The following is a 13824-nucleotide window of genomic DNA, read 5'->3' on the forward strand; positions in this document are numbered from 1 at the left end:
AATCCTTTGCTGCTTCTTATTTTTGAGCGGACTGATCTTGAGGAGACGTTTTTTCCCGGTATGCCTCGAGAAACTCCCGGTTGGCATCTCCCCATTTCTTCATTTGCAAAACGATCGGTTCCAGCGACCTGCCGAATTCGGTAAGAGAATACTCCACCTTTGGAGGCACCTGCTGATATACCTCGCGATGCACGATGCCGTCCGCCTCGAGCTCGCGAAGCTGAAGCGTAAGCATACGCTGCGTAATGCTGGGACAAATGCGCCGAAACTCATTAAACCGCTTTTTTCCGCCGATCATATGATAAAACAAAATACCCTTCCACTTTCCGCCGATAACGGAAAGCGTCAGTTCAACCGGACAACCTTCTTTATTCGGATATATGTTCATTTTTCATCCTCCATAGTACCTTTTTTGATACTATATGCTGATTAGCATCTGACTTACCCAGTATTTTACTCGCAACCCTCCCCAACTCTCAACAAAAATGCTTCTTTTTCACATCAATTTTTAAGGTTTTGAAGATTACACCCTCCTCAAGACGTGTTAAACTATAAAAAGATTGTTTACACTACAAAAAAGGACAAGGAGTTATTATGGAAAAAATTCTTATTTTCGGACATCAAAACCCAGACACAGATACCATTTGCTCTGCCATTGCCTACGCTGATCTAAAAAATAAACTCGGCTTCAATGCTGAGCCCGTCCGCCTCGGACAAGTCAACGGCGAAACACAATACGCGCTTGATTATTTCAAGCAGGAAAGCCCGCGTTTGGTGGAAACAGCCGCAAACGAAGTAAACGGCGTCATCCTTGTTGACCACAATGAACGCCAGCAAAGCATCAAGGATATCGAAGACGTTCAGGTTCTTGAAGTTATCGACCACCACCGTATCGCCAACTTCGAAACAGCGGAACCTCTTTACTACCGTGCTGAGCCGGTCGGCTGTACGGCTACGATTTTAAACAAAATGTACAAAGAAAATAACGTGAAAATCGAGAAAGAAATTGCGGGCCTCATGCTGTCAGCAATCATTTCCGACTCTCTGTTATTTAAATCTCCGACTTGCACGGAGCAAGATATCGCAGCGGCAAAAGAGCTTGCTGAAATTGCCGGCGTAGATGCGGAAGAGTACGGCTTAAACATGCTGAAAGCGGGCGCCGACTTAAGCAAAAAAACGGTGGAAGAACTGATTTCTCTTGATGCGAAAGAGTTCACGCTCGGCAGCAAAAAAGTCGAAATCGCCCAAGTCAACACAGTTGATATTGAAGATGTGAAAAAGCGGCAGCCGGAATTAGAAGCGGCCCTTTCAAAAGTAATTGCTGAGAAGAACCTTGACCTGTTCCTTCTCGTGATTACGGATATTCTGGAAAACGATTCCCTTGCGCTTGCCATCGGTGATCAAGCGTCAAAAGTGGAAAAAGCATTCAACGTGACTTTAGAAAACAACACGGCTCTTTTAAAAGGCGTCGTATCCAGAAAGAAACAAGTCGTTCCTGTTTTAACAGACGCGATTGCAGAATAACCAAAACACCCCGGAAACCCGCCGGGGTGTTTTTTTATTGCTCATTCATCAGACGGCCGTTTCGTAAGCGCTTTCTCCGAAAATCATTTTGACGGGATTTGATATACAATATATAATATATCACATGAAAGGCGTTCGTTTTCCTAATTATTGTAAGTCGATATCACAACATCAGAATCGGGGGGGGTCTATCCTGGAAAAACACGCTGCTCATTCTTATTCACGAACAACAGGCATTTGGCTTGTGCTGACAGGAGCTATCTTATGGGGGGTCTCGGGAACGGTTGCCCAGTATCTGTTCCAGCACCGCCATTTTAATACAGAATGGCTGACTTCGGTGCGCCTTCTGGTGTCAGGGGCGCTTCTGCTCGGCATCGCGTACCGCAAAGAAAAAGGACGGATATGGGCTGTTTGGAAAGACAAACGGGACAGAATTCCCCTTCTTTTATTCGGGGTTTTCGGAATGTTAGGCGTTCAATACACCTACTTCGCGGCAATTGAGTACGGCAACGCGGCCGCTGCTACCGTTCTTCAGTATTTAGGGCCAGCGATCATTACATGCTTTTTAGCGATTCGCGCAAAGAGAATTCCTTCAGCAAAAGAGCTTCTCGCCGTCTTATTGGCGGTTGCCGGCACATTCATTTTGGTCACGCACGGGAATGTCGGAAGCCTGTCCATATCCGGTCTGGCTGTCTTTTGGGGCATCAGTTCGGCGTTTGCACTGGCGTTTTACACCCTTCAGCCGCATCGTCTGCTGAAGAAATGGGGATCGGCCATTATTGTCGGATGGGGCATGCTGATCGGCGGAGCCGCCCTCAGCTTGATCCGCCCGCCCTGGAAATTTGAAGGCGAGTGGTCCTTGCCGGCATATGCCGCGATTGTGTTTATCATCATTTTCGGGACGCTCATCGCTTTTTATTGCTACTTGGAAAGCCTGAAATATCTGAGTGCCTCTGAAACCAGCCTGCTCGCCTGTGCGGAGCCGCTGTCGGCAGCTTTTTTAGCTGTTATCTGGCTGCATGTTCCCTTCGGAATATCAGAATGGCTGGGTACTTTGCTGATTTTAGCCACCATCGCTTTATTATCTATCAAGAAAAAATAACCTCTCTTTTTTAGAGAGGTTTTTTCCCAGGCTCAGAGCACACCTTAGTCTCAATTACCCATAAATTAAAAGGTCTTTTTTCATTTTACTATCATCCAAAAGAGGAAAATAGACCAGTTGTCAATAGAATCAGACTCTAATAGAATGATGTCGACAAGTAAATCATGCAGGATTGTTACTGATAAAGCAGGCAAGACCTAAAATGTGTTAAGGGCAAAGTGTATTCTTTGGCGTCACCCCTTACATATTTTAGGTCTTTTTTCTGTAACAAACCTGCCATCCATGGATGCAGGAGGATCGAATCGGCAGATCGCAAAAAAAGGTACATACAAAAGGAGACATGAACATGAACATCAAAAAATTTGCAAAACAAGCCACAGTTCTAACTTTTACGACTGCACTTCTGGCAGGGGGAGCGACTCAAGCCTTCGCGAAAGAAAATACCCAAAAACCTTACAAAGAAACGTACGGCGTCTCTCATATCACACGCCATGATATGCTGCAGATCCCTAAACAGCAGCAAAGTGAAAAATACCAAGTGCCTCAATTCGACCAATCAACCATTAAAAATATCGAGTCCGCAAAAGGACTGGATGTGTGGGACAGCTGGCCGCTCCAAAACGCTGACGGAACAGTAGCTGAATACAACGGCTATCACGTCGTGTTTGCTTTAGCGGGAAGCCCGAAAGACGCTGATGACACATCCATCTACATGTTTTATCAAAAAGTCGGCGACAACTCGATCGACAGCTGGAAAAACGCGGGCCGTGTCTTTAAAGACAGCGATAAGTTCGACGCCAACGATGAAATCCTGAAAGAACAGACACAAGAATGGTCCGGTTCTGCAACCTTTACATCTGACGGAAAAATCCGTTTATTCTACACTGACTTTTCCGGTACACATTACGGTAAACAAAGCCTGACAACGGCGCAGGTAAATGTGTCAAAATCTGATGACACGCTCAAGATCAACGGAGTGGAAGATCATAAAACGATTTTTGACGGCGACGGAAAAACATATCAAAACGTTCAGCAGTTTATCGATGAAGGGAACTATACATCCGGCGACAACCACACGCTGAGAGACCCTCACTACGTTGAAGACAAAGGCCATAAATACCTTGTATTCGAAGCCAACACGGGAACAGATAACGGATACCAAGGCGAAGAATCTTTATTTAACAAAGCGTACTACGGCGGCAGCACAAACTTCTTCCGTAAAGAAAGTCAGAAGCTTCAGCAAAGTGCTAAAAAACGCGATGCTGAATTAGCGAACGGCGCCCTCGGTATCGTAGAGTTAAACGATGACTACACATTGAAAAAAGTCATGAAGCCGCTGATCACTTCAAACACGGTAACTGATGAAATCGAGCGCGCGAATGTTTTCAAAATGAACGGCAAATGGTACCTGTTCACTGATTCACGCGGTTCAAAAATGACGATCGACGGTATTAACTCAAACGATATTTACATGCTTGGTTATGTATCAAACTCTTTAACAGGTCCTTACAAGCCGCTGAACAAAACTGGTCTTGTACTGCAAATGGGTCTTGATCCTAACGATGTGACGTTCACTTACTCTCACTTCGCAGTGCCGCAAGCCAAAGGCAACAATGTCGTGATCACAAGCTACATGACAAACAGAGGCTTCTTTGAGGATAAAAAGGCAACATTTGCGCCAAGCTTCTTATTGAACATCAAAAACAAGAAAACATCCGTTGTCAAAAACAGTATCCTTGAACAAGGACAGCTTACGGTTAACAACTAATAACAACAAAAAGAAAATGCCGATACTTCATTGGCATTTTCTTTTATTTCTCAACAAGATGGTGAATTCAATCATGGTACGAAAATGGCCCATTGTAATATTGATCTTTTTGGGTGCGTTCCTGTTTGTCGGCTTACTGCCGAACAAAACCCACAATTCCTCTGACACAAACACGGAGCATAAGAAGGATTACCGGGCGGCGTATCATTTTACGACCCCGGACAAATGGAAAAACGACCCTCAAAAGCCCATTTTTTTCGAGGGGAAATATCATTACTACTATCTTTATAATCGGGATTACCCGAACGGCAACGGCACAGAATGGCGGCACGCCGTATCAGAGGACTTGGTGCACTGGACGGACGAAGGCACGGCTATTCCGAAATACACCAACGAAAACGGCGATATATGGTCCGGTTCTGTCGTCATTGATAAACACAACACGGCGGGCTTCGGCAAAAACGCGCTGGTCGCCGTCACAACGCAGCCGACAGCCAAAACAAAAGCCCAGGAACAATATTTATGGTACAGCACGGATAAAGGAAAAACGTTTACTTCCTATAGTGATCAGCCCGTGATGAAAAATCCGGGAACTAAGGATTTCCGGGACCCGAAAGTGATCTGGGATGAACAGGATGACAAATGGGTGATGGCCATGGCCGAAGGCGAAAAAATCGGTTTTTATGAATCACCCGATTTGAAAAATTGGACTTACACGGGCGGTTTTATCACTCAGCAGATCGGTCTCGTCGAATGCCCCGACCTTTATATGATGCGTGGAGATGACGGAACAGCCAAGTGGGTTCTAGGCGTAAGCGCAAACGGCAAACCCGCAGGCAAACCGAATACGTACGCGTATTGGACCGGAAACTTTGACGGGAAGGAATTTACCGCCGATCAAGAAGAACCACAATGGCTCGATTACGGCTTTGACTGGTACGGCGGCGTCACATTTGAGGACGGTAAAAGCGAAGATCCGCTGACAAAACGCTATGCGCTGGCATGGATGAACAATTGGGATTATCCGAATGAAACACCGACACTAAAAAACGGCTTTAACGGCACGGATTCTATCGTCCGTGAAATCCGCCTTCAGCAGCAGGACGGCGGCACATACAGCCTTGTGTCAGAGCCGGTTGAAGCATTGAACCAATTAACCTCTTCAACTGACAGCATAGAACACAAACAGGTGAACGGTTCAGAGACACTGCCGATCAAAGGTGATACATATCAGCTTGATATGGATATCGCTTGGTCAGATATCAAAAATGCAGGCGTCAGACTCAGAGAATCGGCAGACCAAAGCCGGCATATTGATGTCGGTATTTCAGCAGAAGGCGGCTACGCCTATGTGAACAGATCGTTTACAGGCCAGCCTGATAAAACCGGCGCATACGCCGAAAGCAAAGCCCCATTTGACGGAAACAAAGGGCGCGTCCATCTGAAAATTCTCGTAGACAAAACAAGTATTGAAGTATTTGCAGACGACGGAAAAACCGTTCTGACAAATGAAGTGTTCCCAAAACACGAAGATCAGGGAATCACGCTCTTTTCTGAAGGCGGCTCCGCTGACTTTCAGCATATTGAGATGAAGCATCTCGGTTCGATTCATTCTTAGACGTCCCTCTTCATTTCTAACCAGCGCCCGGACTGTGGTAAAATGCAAATATGTATACTACGATTCATGAGGTGTTCCATTGGATAATCAAAACAAAGAACCTGTGCTGAAAAGAACCATCATGCGGGACGAAGTGTATCGCACACTCAGAAACTGGATCATAACGGGCAAGCTCAAACCGGAAACAAAGTTAAAGGACAAGGATTTGTCGGAAACATTGGGAATCAGCCGCACCCCGATACGGGAAGCCTTATTGCGGCTGGAAGATGACGGCTTGGTGATAACAAAAGCGAACAGATGGACGCTTGTCGCTCCGATTGAGTTAAAAGAAGCGGAAAACTTGTATTCCATCGTCTGGACGCTTGAAAAACTCGCATTGCAGCAAGCTCTCCCGCATGTGGACGATGCCGTGATTCAGGAATTGAAACAGCTGAATGAAAATCTTCTTCAAATGATGAAAGACGGCGATAAACTGGCCACCCTGGAAGCGGACAATGCATTTCACCATCGCATCATTCTGCTTGCGGACAACGCCGAACTTCACAAATTGCTAGTAAGCCTGAAAGTCAAAATTCAGAGAATGGAAATCCGCTATTTCAGTGAAAACGGCGCTTTAAACAGATCATATAATGAACATTCTGATATCATTCACGCATTAGAACAGCAAGATGCCGCCGCTGCTTTTACAGCGCTTGAAGCGAATTGGAAAAACAGTTTAGAACGGCTGCAGAACATGGCATAGCAAACGAAAAAGCCAAATCACTCATATGATTTGGCTTTTTTACTGATATCACAAGACAGCCGCGTTGGCTGTCTTGTTTACTTTTTGTTTATATATAAATAAATACCGTAATCCGTAGGCACAGAAGCATACCCCATCTGTCTGAGCATGGCTGTTATATTCCCGCGATGATACGTTCCGTGGTTCACAACATGGAGGATCATATCGGCCGCTGCGGTTTTCATGATGTCACCTGACGGATGCTCTATTTCAAGGGGGAGACTGATATTTTCTTCCTTTTGCAAAAATAATTGATACCGGTCTGATAATTCCGAGAACATATCTTCCAGCTCTTCTATCTCTTTAGACAAGATGTCCTCTTTTTGCTGTTCAGCTGATTTCAGCGTATCCTCCAGACGCTCTCCGGAGAACACATCAAACCACCCCTTATCCGACAGATACACATGAGTCAATACACCGGCTATCGACGGAAAGACACTTTGAATCTCCTTACGATACACATCCTCCGGAAGCTCTTTAAGCCGGGTGAATATTTGCTGATTTGCCCAAAGATGATAATCATACAATTTCAGTGCCAGATGTCCCACATTACCCTCTCCTCTCTCGATATAGAACGTACGTTCCTAATTATACTACACTACATGCGGCTTTGTACCATCTTCTTCATTCGCAGCTGAGAAAATCCGATAAAAGCCGAAATTAATAAGAGGAGGCCTGCGCCAATATAAATAAACCGCACGCCGAATACATCCGAGATAACCCCCGTTCCGATAATGGAAAACATAAAAATGAACTGAACTAAAGCTGATCTCGCCGCTAATATATTGACCCTTGTCTTTTCGGTCGTGATGTTTTGAAGTAATGTTTCCTGCGTGAGATCTCGTAATACACAAGCCGGCCCCATACACAGCACCAGAAAAAGGGCCGTAACGGCGCTTGTGATCAACCCATAAATAAACGTGAACATTCCATATGCCAAAGCTCCCGTCAACATAAGCGGAATGAGATGATGCTGAAACTTACCGGATAGCTTATAGATGATCAGTCCGCCGATCATCGTCCCTGCATAATAGACTCCGTTGACATACCCCCACCAAGCCTCTCCTTTATGAAGGACGTCATGCACATAAGTTAAGGACACAGACCCGATCCATATCATGCCTGCCCACGATTCGATCACATCCATCACAATGAGAACCCTGAGCTGTTTTTGCTGAAATAAATACACCCAGCCGCTTGCCGCATCTGCAAAAAGGGAACGTTCCCTGACTGCTGCCGGCGCACACATGCGTACTTGAAGAAACAGAATGATGCCCAAAAGCGAAGAAACCAATAACATGACAGTGACGATCATTGTATCGCTCTCTCCCAAGAACGCTATGATGACGCCGCCGAGAGACCACCCCGCAAACTGAACGGTTTGATCCGCCGCAGATAATAAACCGTTCGCTTTCGCCCTTCGATCAGGAGGAATGATTTCCCCAATCAGCGCGCTTTTTATCGGAGCAAACCATCCGTTGCAAAAAGAAATGCCTCCGATCAGACAAAACAGCAGAAAAAAGAATGCGGATGAACCGGTTTGGATGACAAAAAACAAACAGACTAACAGTGTGATCTGTATCAATTGAGAACTGATTAACAAAGACCGAAGCGTGAACCGGCCGGTGACCAGCGGCAAAACGGCGCTGCCCAATACGCGACATACAATGCTGACGAACGTCATAAGAGAGGCCATCGCCGTCGAACCGGTTTTTGTAAACAAAAACAAGATGACAGCCATCGTATAAAGTGAGAACCCCAAGTTGATAGCGGTCTGGCTGTATAAAATAGCATAATACGCTCTCTTCATATTCATCCTCAGCAACCTCACTCCCCAAAGCCGAAGCGCGCAGGCATCGGCTTATTTTTTCGTTTACTTTCTCTCCTTAGTGGGAGGCTTTCGTATGTCAGGCTCTCACCTTTAATTTGATCTTTCTGCCTTCCGAAAAAGTAATCATGCTTAGGACAATGTAACAGCCTATCCACTGTATCCATGTTAAGCGCTCGCCCAAGAAAAAAGCGCCAAAGATGATTGTGATGATCGGGCCCATCATTGAAATCAAAGACCCTCTTACTGCCCCAATCCGTTTGATACCTTCCAGCATAAATAAAAAAGGAACGACTGTTGTAAATACAGCAATGATTAAAAAAAGGAAATATACGGGTGGCTGAAACGACCATAGCTCTGTCTGATAGCCAAAACCCTTTCTTGCGATTAAAAAAAGCACCATGGCAATGCTTGCTAAGGACATCCCATATGCATTCATACGGATACTCCCTACTTTGCGAACAAGCTGACCGGATAAGACCAAATAAAGTCCGTAAACCGCGGACGACAGAAGAACGAGAAAAGCGCCAAATATATTAGCACTCAATTCGTGCAGGTTCCAGCCGCCAATGGAAAAAAAGATTCCTATGCTGACCACAACGACAGAAATGATGTCTGCAGCGGTGATTTTCTCCATTTTTCCGAAAAAAGAGATAATCATGACAAAAATCGGATAACTCATAACGAGCATCCTTTCTACAATAGCTGAAACATAATGCAGCCCGATAAAGTCCAACAGCGGTGATAGAAAAAAAACGAGCAGACCCGTGATCCCTGCTCTGACTATATCAGCCTTTGCCGGTTTTTCAGATAATTTTGCACGATACATAAGAAAAATGATGCAAAAAAGAGGGGTTGCAATCATTTGTCTGAAAAATAGCGTTGACTCCGGGGTGGCTCCGAATGTGTAAGCCCACTTAATAAAGATCGATTTTGAGGCAAAACACAGCCTACCAACAATCATAAACAACATTCCGGCGAGAAACGGATGGTTTAGTTTTGGCGGAGTATTCACTTAGACTTTGCTCATAGATTTACACCTTTCCTTAGTGCGAATATTATTTATTTCGATTCTGTGAGCAGTTTCCCTTTTTGTTTTATATACTAAAATGTATTTCTATCACCCGAAAAAAAGCCGATGCGCGCAGGCATCGGCTTTCAAATTAATCTATCATCTTAAGAACAAGCGACCGGAATCACCCATTTATCAGGAATGATTTTCAAAACAGAATAAAAAAAGAGGGCTCCCATTCCGGAAGCCCTCACTCCGTCTGCTACGCCGCTAAAAGAAAAATAAGCGCTAAAACAGCCGGAAGTCCTTGTTTTACGATAATTGATTTGTTTGAAGTAAAGCCTCCGAAAATGGCCGCGATGACCACACAGATGACGAAAAACAGTTGAATCATATGGCCCATCGGATCAGCTCCGAGGATCAGCCCCCAAATGAGACCGGCAGCCAGAAATCCATTATACAGACCTTGATTTGCAAACATGACCGCTACATTCCGGTCACCTTCTAAATGCTTCGGCAATTTGAAGGACCGCTTAGCTGCCTTCGAATTGATAAAAAACATTTCAAGTATCATGATAAATATATGTTCTAAAGCTACAATTCCGACGAAAACAGCCGCAATTATGTCCACTGTCCCTCTCCTCTCAGCTTTACCTCAACCTTATTTCCATTGTGCGATTGTTTCGATAGGAAGACGGTAGGAAGCATATCCTTCGTCTGCCGCTTTTCCGATTGATAACAGCATGACCGGTACATAACGCTCTTTATCCATTCCGAAAACCTCGGCGATCTTTTCTTTATCGTAGCCGCCGATCGGGTTTGTGTCATAGCCGTGCGCGCGTGCCGTAAGCATCAGCTGCATGGAAACGAGGCCTCCGTCGATCAGAATCGTTTCACGGTTCACTTGCTCCGGAAGTTTTTCAAAGTGCGCCGTCAACGCAGCGATTTGTCTGTCTTTTACTTCCTGCGGCATGTAGCCCAGTTCGACCGCTTTCGAATAGATTTCTTCTAAATAGTCATCATTGTTCATATCTGCGAAAACCGCGATCACCGCAGATGATGTGCTGACTTGTGTTTGGTTAAAGCTGGCAAGCGGCGCGAGTTTTTCTTTTCCTTCAGGGCTGTCAATGACGAGAAAACGCCACGGCTGCGCGTTGACTGAAGACGGTGCTGTCGTTGCTTCTTCCAGAATTTGAGTCATTTCTTCTTTGCTGATTTTAACAGCCGGATCGTAATTCCGAATGGAACGGCGGCCTTTCATAATGTCCATAAAGTCGTTTGTTTTCAGTTCTGTTTTCATGTGTAATACACTCCTATGCTTTCATATTTTCTATATTATTCTGCATCTGCGACAATACGTTTTTTAACATACTGCGTTCTTCCTCGCTGACACCGGCAAGCATTTCCTTTATGAAACGCTCCTTCTCCTTTTTGGAAGCCTCAATTCTCTCCCGCCCCTGATCAGTAAGCCGGACAAGTATAATTCGGTTGTCCTCGGGCTTCCGCCTTCTTGTGACCATTTCTTTGGCTTCAAGCTGTTTCAAGTGTCTTGTCACGGCTGCGCCATCAATATTCACCTTTTTCTGAAGATCGCTTTGGCTGATCTCGTCGACGTAAAAAAGCACGGCGAGAAGCTCAAGGCGGGATTGGCTGATTCCGGTGCACGCTTCAAACTTCGTGCCGATCACTTTGTGCAGTGATTGGAGCTGATATAAAATCTCGCCTTCCTCTGAACAACATGCTGTCAAAACCCATCCCCACTTTCTTTTGCGCAATTAATTGACTAGTCAATATTTGATATATCAATAATATACAGCCGCCATTCTTTTTTTGCAAGTTTTTTCTCCTTTTTTAAAAAAAGCTGCCGGTTAACGGCAGCTCTCTACTTAATGATTATGGACTTTTCTGAAATTACTGCCTTTTACTTCTGCGACATCATATACCGTCACAAAGGCTTGTTTATCAATGTCATTAATAATTTCTTTCAGTTTGGTTTCTTCCAAACGGTTGATGACACATGTGATTTCTTGGAATTTTTCATGAGAAAAACCGCCGTATGCTTCTTTATAAGTAGCGCTCCGGCCCAATTCTTCACGAATGGTCTCTACCATTAATGCAGGCTCATTGGTGATAATCTGAAATGTTTTAGAACCGCTTAAGCCTTCCTCAACCACATGAATCACCTTAGATGCAATGTAGTAAGCAATGACCGAAAGCAATGCGCCTTGCAGCCCAAATACAAAAGAAACAAAAATAAACACAAACATGTTTAAAAATAAAATGAGGTCGCTCGTGCCAAACGGCAATTTCCGTGACAGAAGCACAGCCAGCATATCAATTCCATCTAATGCGCCGCCGTTGCGCAATGCCAATCCCATTCCAAAGCCGAGAATAATCCCGCCGACAACGGTGATTAACAGGGTGTCTCCCTCGATGATAGCCGGTGTGTGGTGGAAAAAACTCGTGCCCGCGGCAAGTGAGACAATACCGATAATTGATAGAAACGCAAAACCTTTCCCGATTTGCTTATATCCTAACCAGACAAACGGTATATTGATCACCGCAATTAAGATCCCAAGAGGCAAATGAAACAGCTGTGAACCGACAATGCTGAGTCCGGTTACACCGCCGTCAGATACACTATTCGGAATCAATACGGTTTCCAGTCCATACGCGGCAATAATTCCGCCGATGATGACCATGATGGCCCGTACGATTGATTTCACTCTGAATTTCTTACGTCTTTGTTTTTCGATTGTACTCATATCATTCCCCGCTTCAATTATTTTTTCTTATTTAAATATACCATAATTGATACTTTTCGTTAAAAATAAGCCTATCGGCTATGTTGAAGCAGGAACCGAGGAAGGAGATTTCACAGATAACGTATCCATTTATGACTTTAATCATTCACCAAAAGGAATTAATAACCATCAATAATCTCTTTTATTCCCCTTCTTCACATATTCCCAATCATGTTCTATATTTTTTCTCACCCGCTGAAGAAGGCTGAAAATGGTTTCTTTTTCCTCAGATGTAAAGCCGGACAGGGCTACCTCCCCAGAATGCTCTCCTTCTCTTTGCAATAACGGATAAACCTTTCTCCCTTTTTCAGTCGGGAACAGTTTTTTTATTTTTTTATTTTGATCATCAGGACGCTTTTCAATAAACCCTTGTATTTCCAATTTTTTGATTGCTCTCGCCGCTGTTGTTCGGTCTACTTTAATCATTTCCGCCACTTTTTCCTGTATCACTCCCGGGTTTTCACATATACGCACAAGATAGAGATACTGCCCTTTTGTTAAGTCTAATTCCTTAAATTCAATATTGCTGATGGAATCCAGTGCCCGTGCGATCATACCGATTTCCCGCAAAATATCAGTCATATCTTTTCAAACCCTTCATGTTTTTGTTGCATTTGCAATATAATTGTTTTATCGTTACTTCTATAAGAACACAAGCAAGCCGTGCAGTCCAGACTAACATGTGAAAAGGATTGGTTGATCATGCAGATAAAAAGGATAACAACGGAAATTGATTTACAAGCAGCGCTTGAGATTAGAAAAGCAGTATTCATTGAGGAACAGCAAGTACCTGAATCCGATGAATTTGATCAGTTCGATACACTTGAGGAACAGTGCGGGCATGTCTTGGTTTATCATGAAAATCAGCCTGCCGGCACAGGACGCGTCCGCATCGTAAACCATACAGGCAAGCTCGAACGAATCTGCATCCTGAAGCCTTACCGCAAATATGGGTTGGGCAAAGTCATCATAAGCGAATTAGAAAACATGGTAAAAGAAAAAGGCATCACCCAATGTAAACTGCATGGACAAACACATGCGGAAGGCTTTTATCACAAACTGGGCTATCAGACAGATTCACCGGAATTTATGGAAGACGGCATCCCGCATGTCTTGATGACAAAAGAGCTGTGAGCTGTCACTGAATGAGCAGCCAAACGGCTGTATGAATTATTTACCGAAAGCCTTGTATAAAGGCTTTTTTTCTTAGCCTGAACGCCTTAAAAAAATCAAACCCAGGATAAAACTACCAATTTATAGTGTTTTCATTTCTTAAATAGTCCGATCAAAAGCTTTTAATCTATTAAAAATTAACAGTTAAAGAGATTATAAAAAGGGAATGAAATCCTGAATTATGCAAGAAAGGCTGATTCTCTCTAATATGGAC

Annotated in this window: 15 protein-coding genes; 6 read left to right on the top strand and 9 right to left on the bottom strand. The window is 44.2% G+C overall.

From position 1 onward, the window contains the following. Nucleotides 1–16: 16 nt before the first annotated feature. Nucleotides 17–388 carry a winged helix-turn-helix transcriptional regulator gene (locus AR442_RS17790; RefSeq protein ID WP_007615010.1) on the bottom strand — a complete coding sequence of 124 codons (372 nt, stop codon included), beginning with the start codon at nt 386–388 and terminating at the stop codon, nt 17–19. 206 nt (nt 389–594) lie between these two features. On the opposite strand from AR442_RS17790, the gene AR442_RS17795 reads away from it, so the two are divergent. The 5 genes from AR442_RS17795 to AR442_RS17815 all read left to right on the top strand — a co-directional run bounded on the left by AR442_RS17795 (nt 595) and on the right by AR442_RS17815 (nt 6754). Next, nucleotides 595–1524: a manganese-dependent inorganic pyrophosphatase gene (locus AR442_RS17795; RefSeq protein WP_004393053.1), complete on the top strand. Its 930-nt coding sequence runs from the start codon at nt 595–597 to the stop codon at nt 1522–1524. 190 nt (nt 1525–1714) lie between these two features. Further along, nucleotides 1715–2626 (top strand): DMT family transporter, encoded by a 912-nt coding sequence (locus AR442_RS17800; RefSeq protein ID WP_278103941.1) that lies wholly within the window; start codon nt 1715–1717, stop codon nt 2624–2626. Nucleotides 2627–2972: 346 nt separating this feature from the next. Then, on the top strand, nt 2973–4394 hold the full coding sequence (locus AR442_RS17805) for a glycoside hydrolase family 68 protein (protein WP_014419358.1): 1422 nt from the start codon (nt 2973–2975) through the stop codon (nt 4392–4394). A 73-nt stretch (nt 4395–4467) separates the two neighbouring features. Further along, a complete protein-coding gene (locus AR442_RS17810) occupies nt 4468–6012 on the top strand; it encodes a glycoside hydrolase family 32 protein (RefSeq protein ID WP_014419359.1) in 1545 nt (514 codons plus the stop codon). Between the two features lie 79 nt (nt 6013–6091). Next, complete coding sequence (locus AR442_RS17815) at nt 6092–6754, top strand: GntR family transcriptional regulator (RefSeq protein ID WP_014419360.1); 663 nt, start codon at nt 6092–6094, stop codon at nt 6752–6754. A gap of 77 nt (nt 6755–6831) precedes the next feature. On the opposite strand, the gene AR442_RS17820 is transcribed toward AR442_RS17815, so the two are convergent. The 8 genes from AR442_RS17820 to AR442_RS17855 form a co-directional block, all read right to left on the bottom strand. Next, a complete protein-coding gene (locus tag AR442_RS17820; RefSeq protein WP_014419361.1) occupies nt 6832–7341 on the bottom strand; it encodes a DinB family protein in 510 nt (169 codons plus the stop codon). 50 nt (nt 7342–7391) lie between these two features. Continuing rightward, complete coding sequence (locus AR442_RS17825; RefSeq protein ID WP_053285275.1) at nt 7392–8609, bottom strand: MFS transporter; 1218 nt, start codon at nt 8607–8609, stop codon at nt 7392–7394. Nucleotides 8610–8700: 91 nt separating this feature from the next. Further along, nucleotides 8701–9594, bottom strand: coding sequence for a DMT family transporter (locus tag AR442_RS17830; RefSeq protein WP_053285368.1), 894 nt, complete (start codon nt 9592–9594; stop codon nt 8701–8703). A gap of 301 nt (nt 9595–9895) precedes the next feature. After that, nucleotides 9896–10264 (bottom strand): DUF1304 domain-containing protein, encoded by a 369-nt coding sequence (locus AR442_RS17835; RefSeq protein ID WP_014419364.1) that lies wholly within the window; start codon nt 10262–10264, stop codon nt 9896–9898. A gap of 30 nt (nt 10265–10294) precedes the next feature. Continuing rightward, on the bottom strand, nt 10295–10933 hold the full coding sequence (locus tag AR442_RS17840; protein WP_014419365.1) for a nitroreductase family protein: 639 nt from the start codon (nt 10931–10933) through the stop codon (nt 10295–10297). A 13-nt stretch (nt 10934–10946) separates the two neighbouring features. Further along, nucleotides 10947–11408 carry a MarR family winged helix-turn-helix transcriptional regulator gene (locus AR442_RS17845; protein ID WP_014722085.1) on the bottom strand — a complete coding sequence of 154 codons (462 nt, stop codon included), beginning with the start codon at nt 11406–11408 and terminating at the stop codon, nt 10947–10949. A gap of 111 nt (nt 11409–11519) precedes the next feature. Next, nucleotides 11520–12398, bottom strand: a complete 879-nt coding sequence (locus tag AR442_RS17850) for a YitT family protein (RefSeq protein ID WP_012118921.1) — start codon at nt 12396–12398, stop codon at nt 11520–11522. Nucleotides 12399–12566: 168 nt separating this feature from the next. Then, the gene (locus tag AR442_RS17855) at nt 12567–13019 is read right to left on the bottom strand and encodes a MarR family winged helix-turn-helix transcriptional regulator (protein WP_014419366.1); all 453 of its coding nucleotides are present in this window, start codon (nt 13017–13019) and stop codon (nt 12567–12569) included. 120 nt (nt 13020–13139) lie between these two features. Between AR442_RS17855 and AR442_RS17860 the strand changes: the two genes are divergently transcribed. Then, nucleotides 13140–13571 (top strand): GNAT family N-acetyltransferase, encoded by a 432-nt coding sequence (locus AR442_RS17860; RefSeq protein ID WP_014419367.1) that lies wholly within the window; start codon nt 13140–13142, stop codon nt 13569–13571. Nucleotides 13572–13824: the final 253 nt, after the last annotated feature.

This window comes from Bacillus velezensis, from assembly GCF_001461825.1.
Classification (GTDB): Bacteria; Bacillota; Bacilli; order Bacillales; family Bacillaceae; genus Bacillus; species Bacillus velezensis.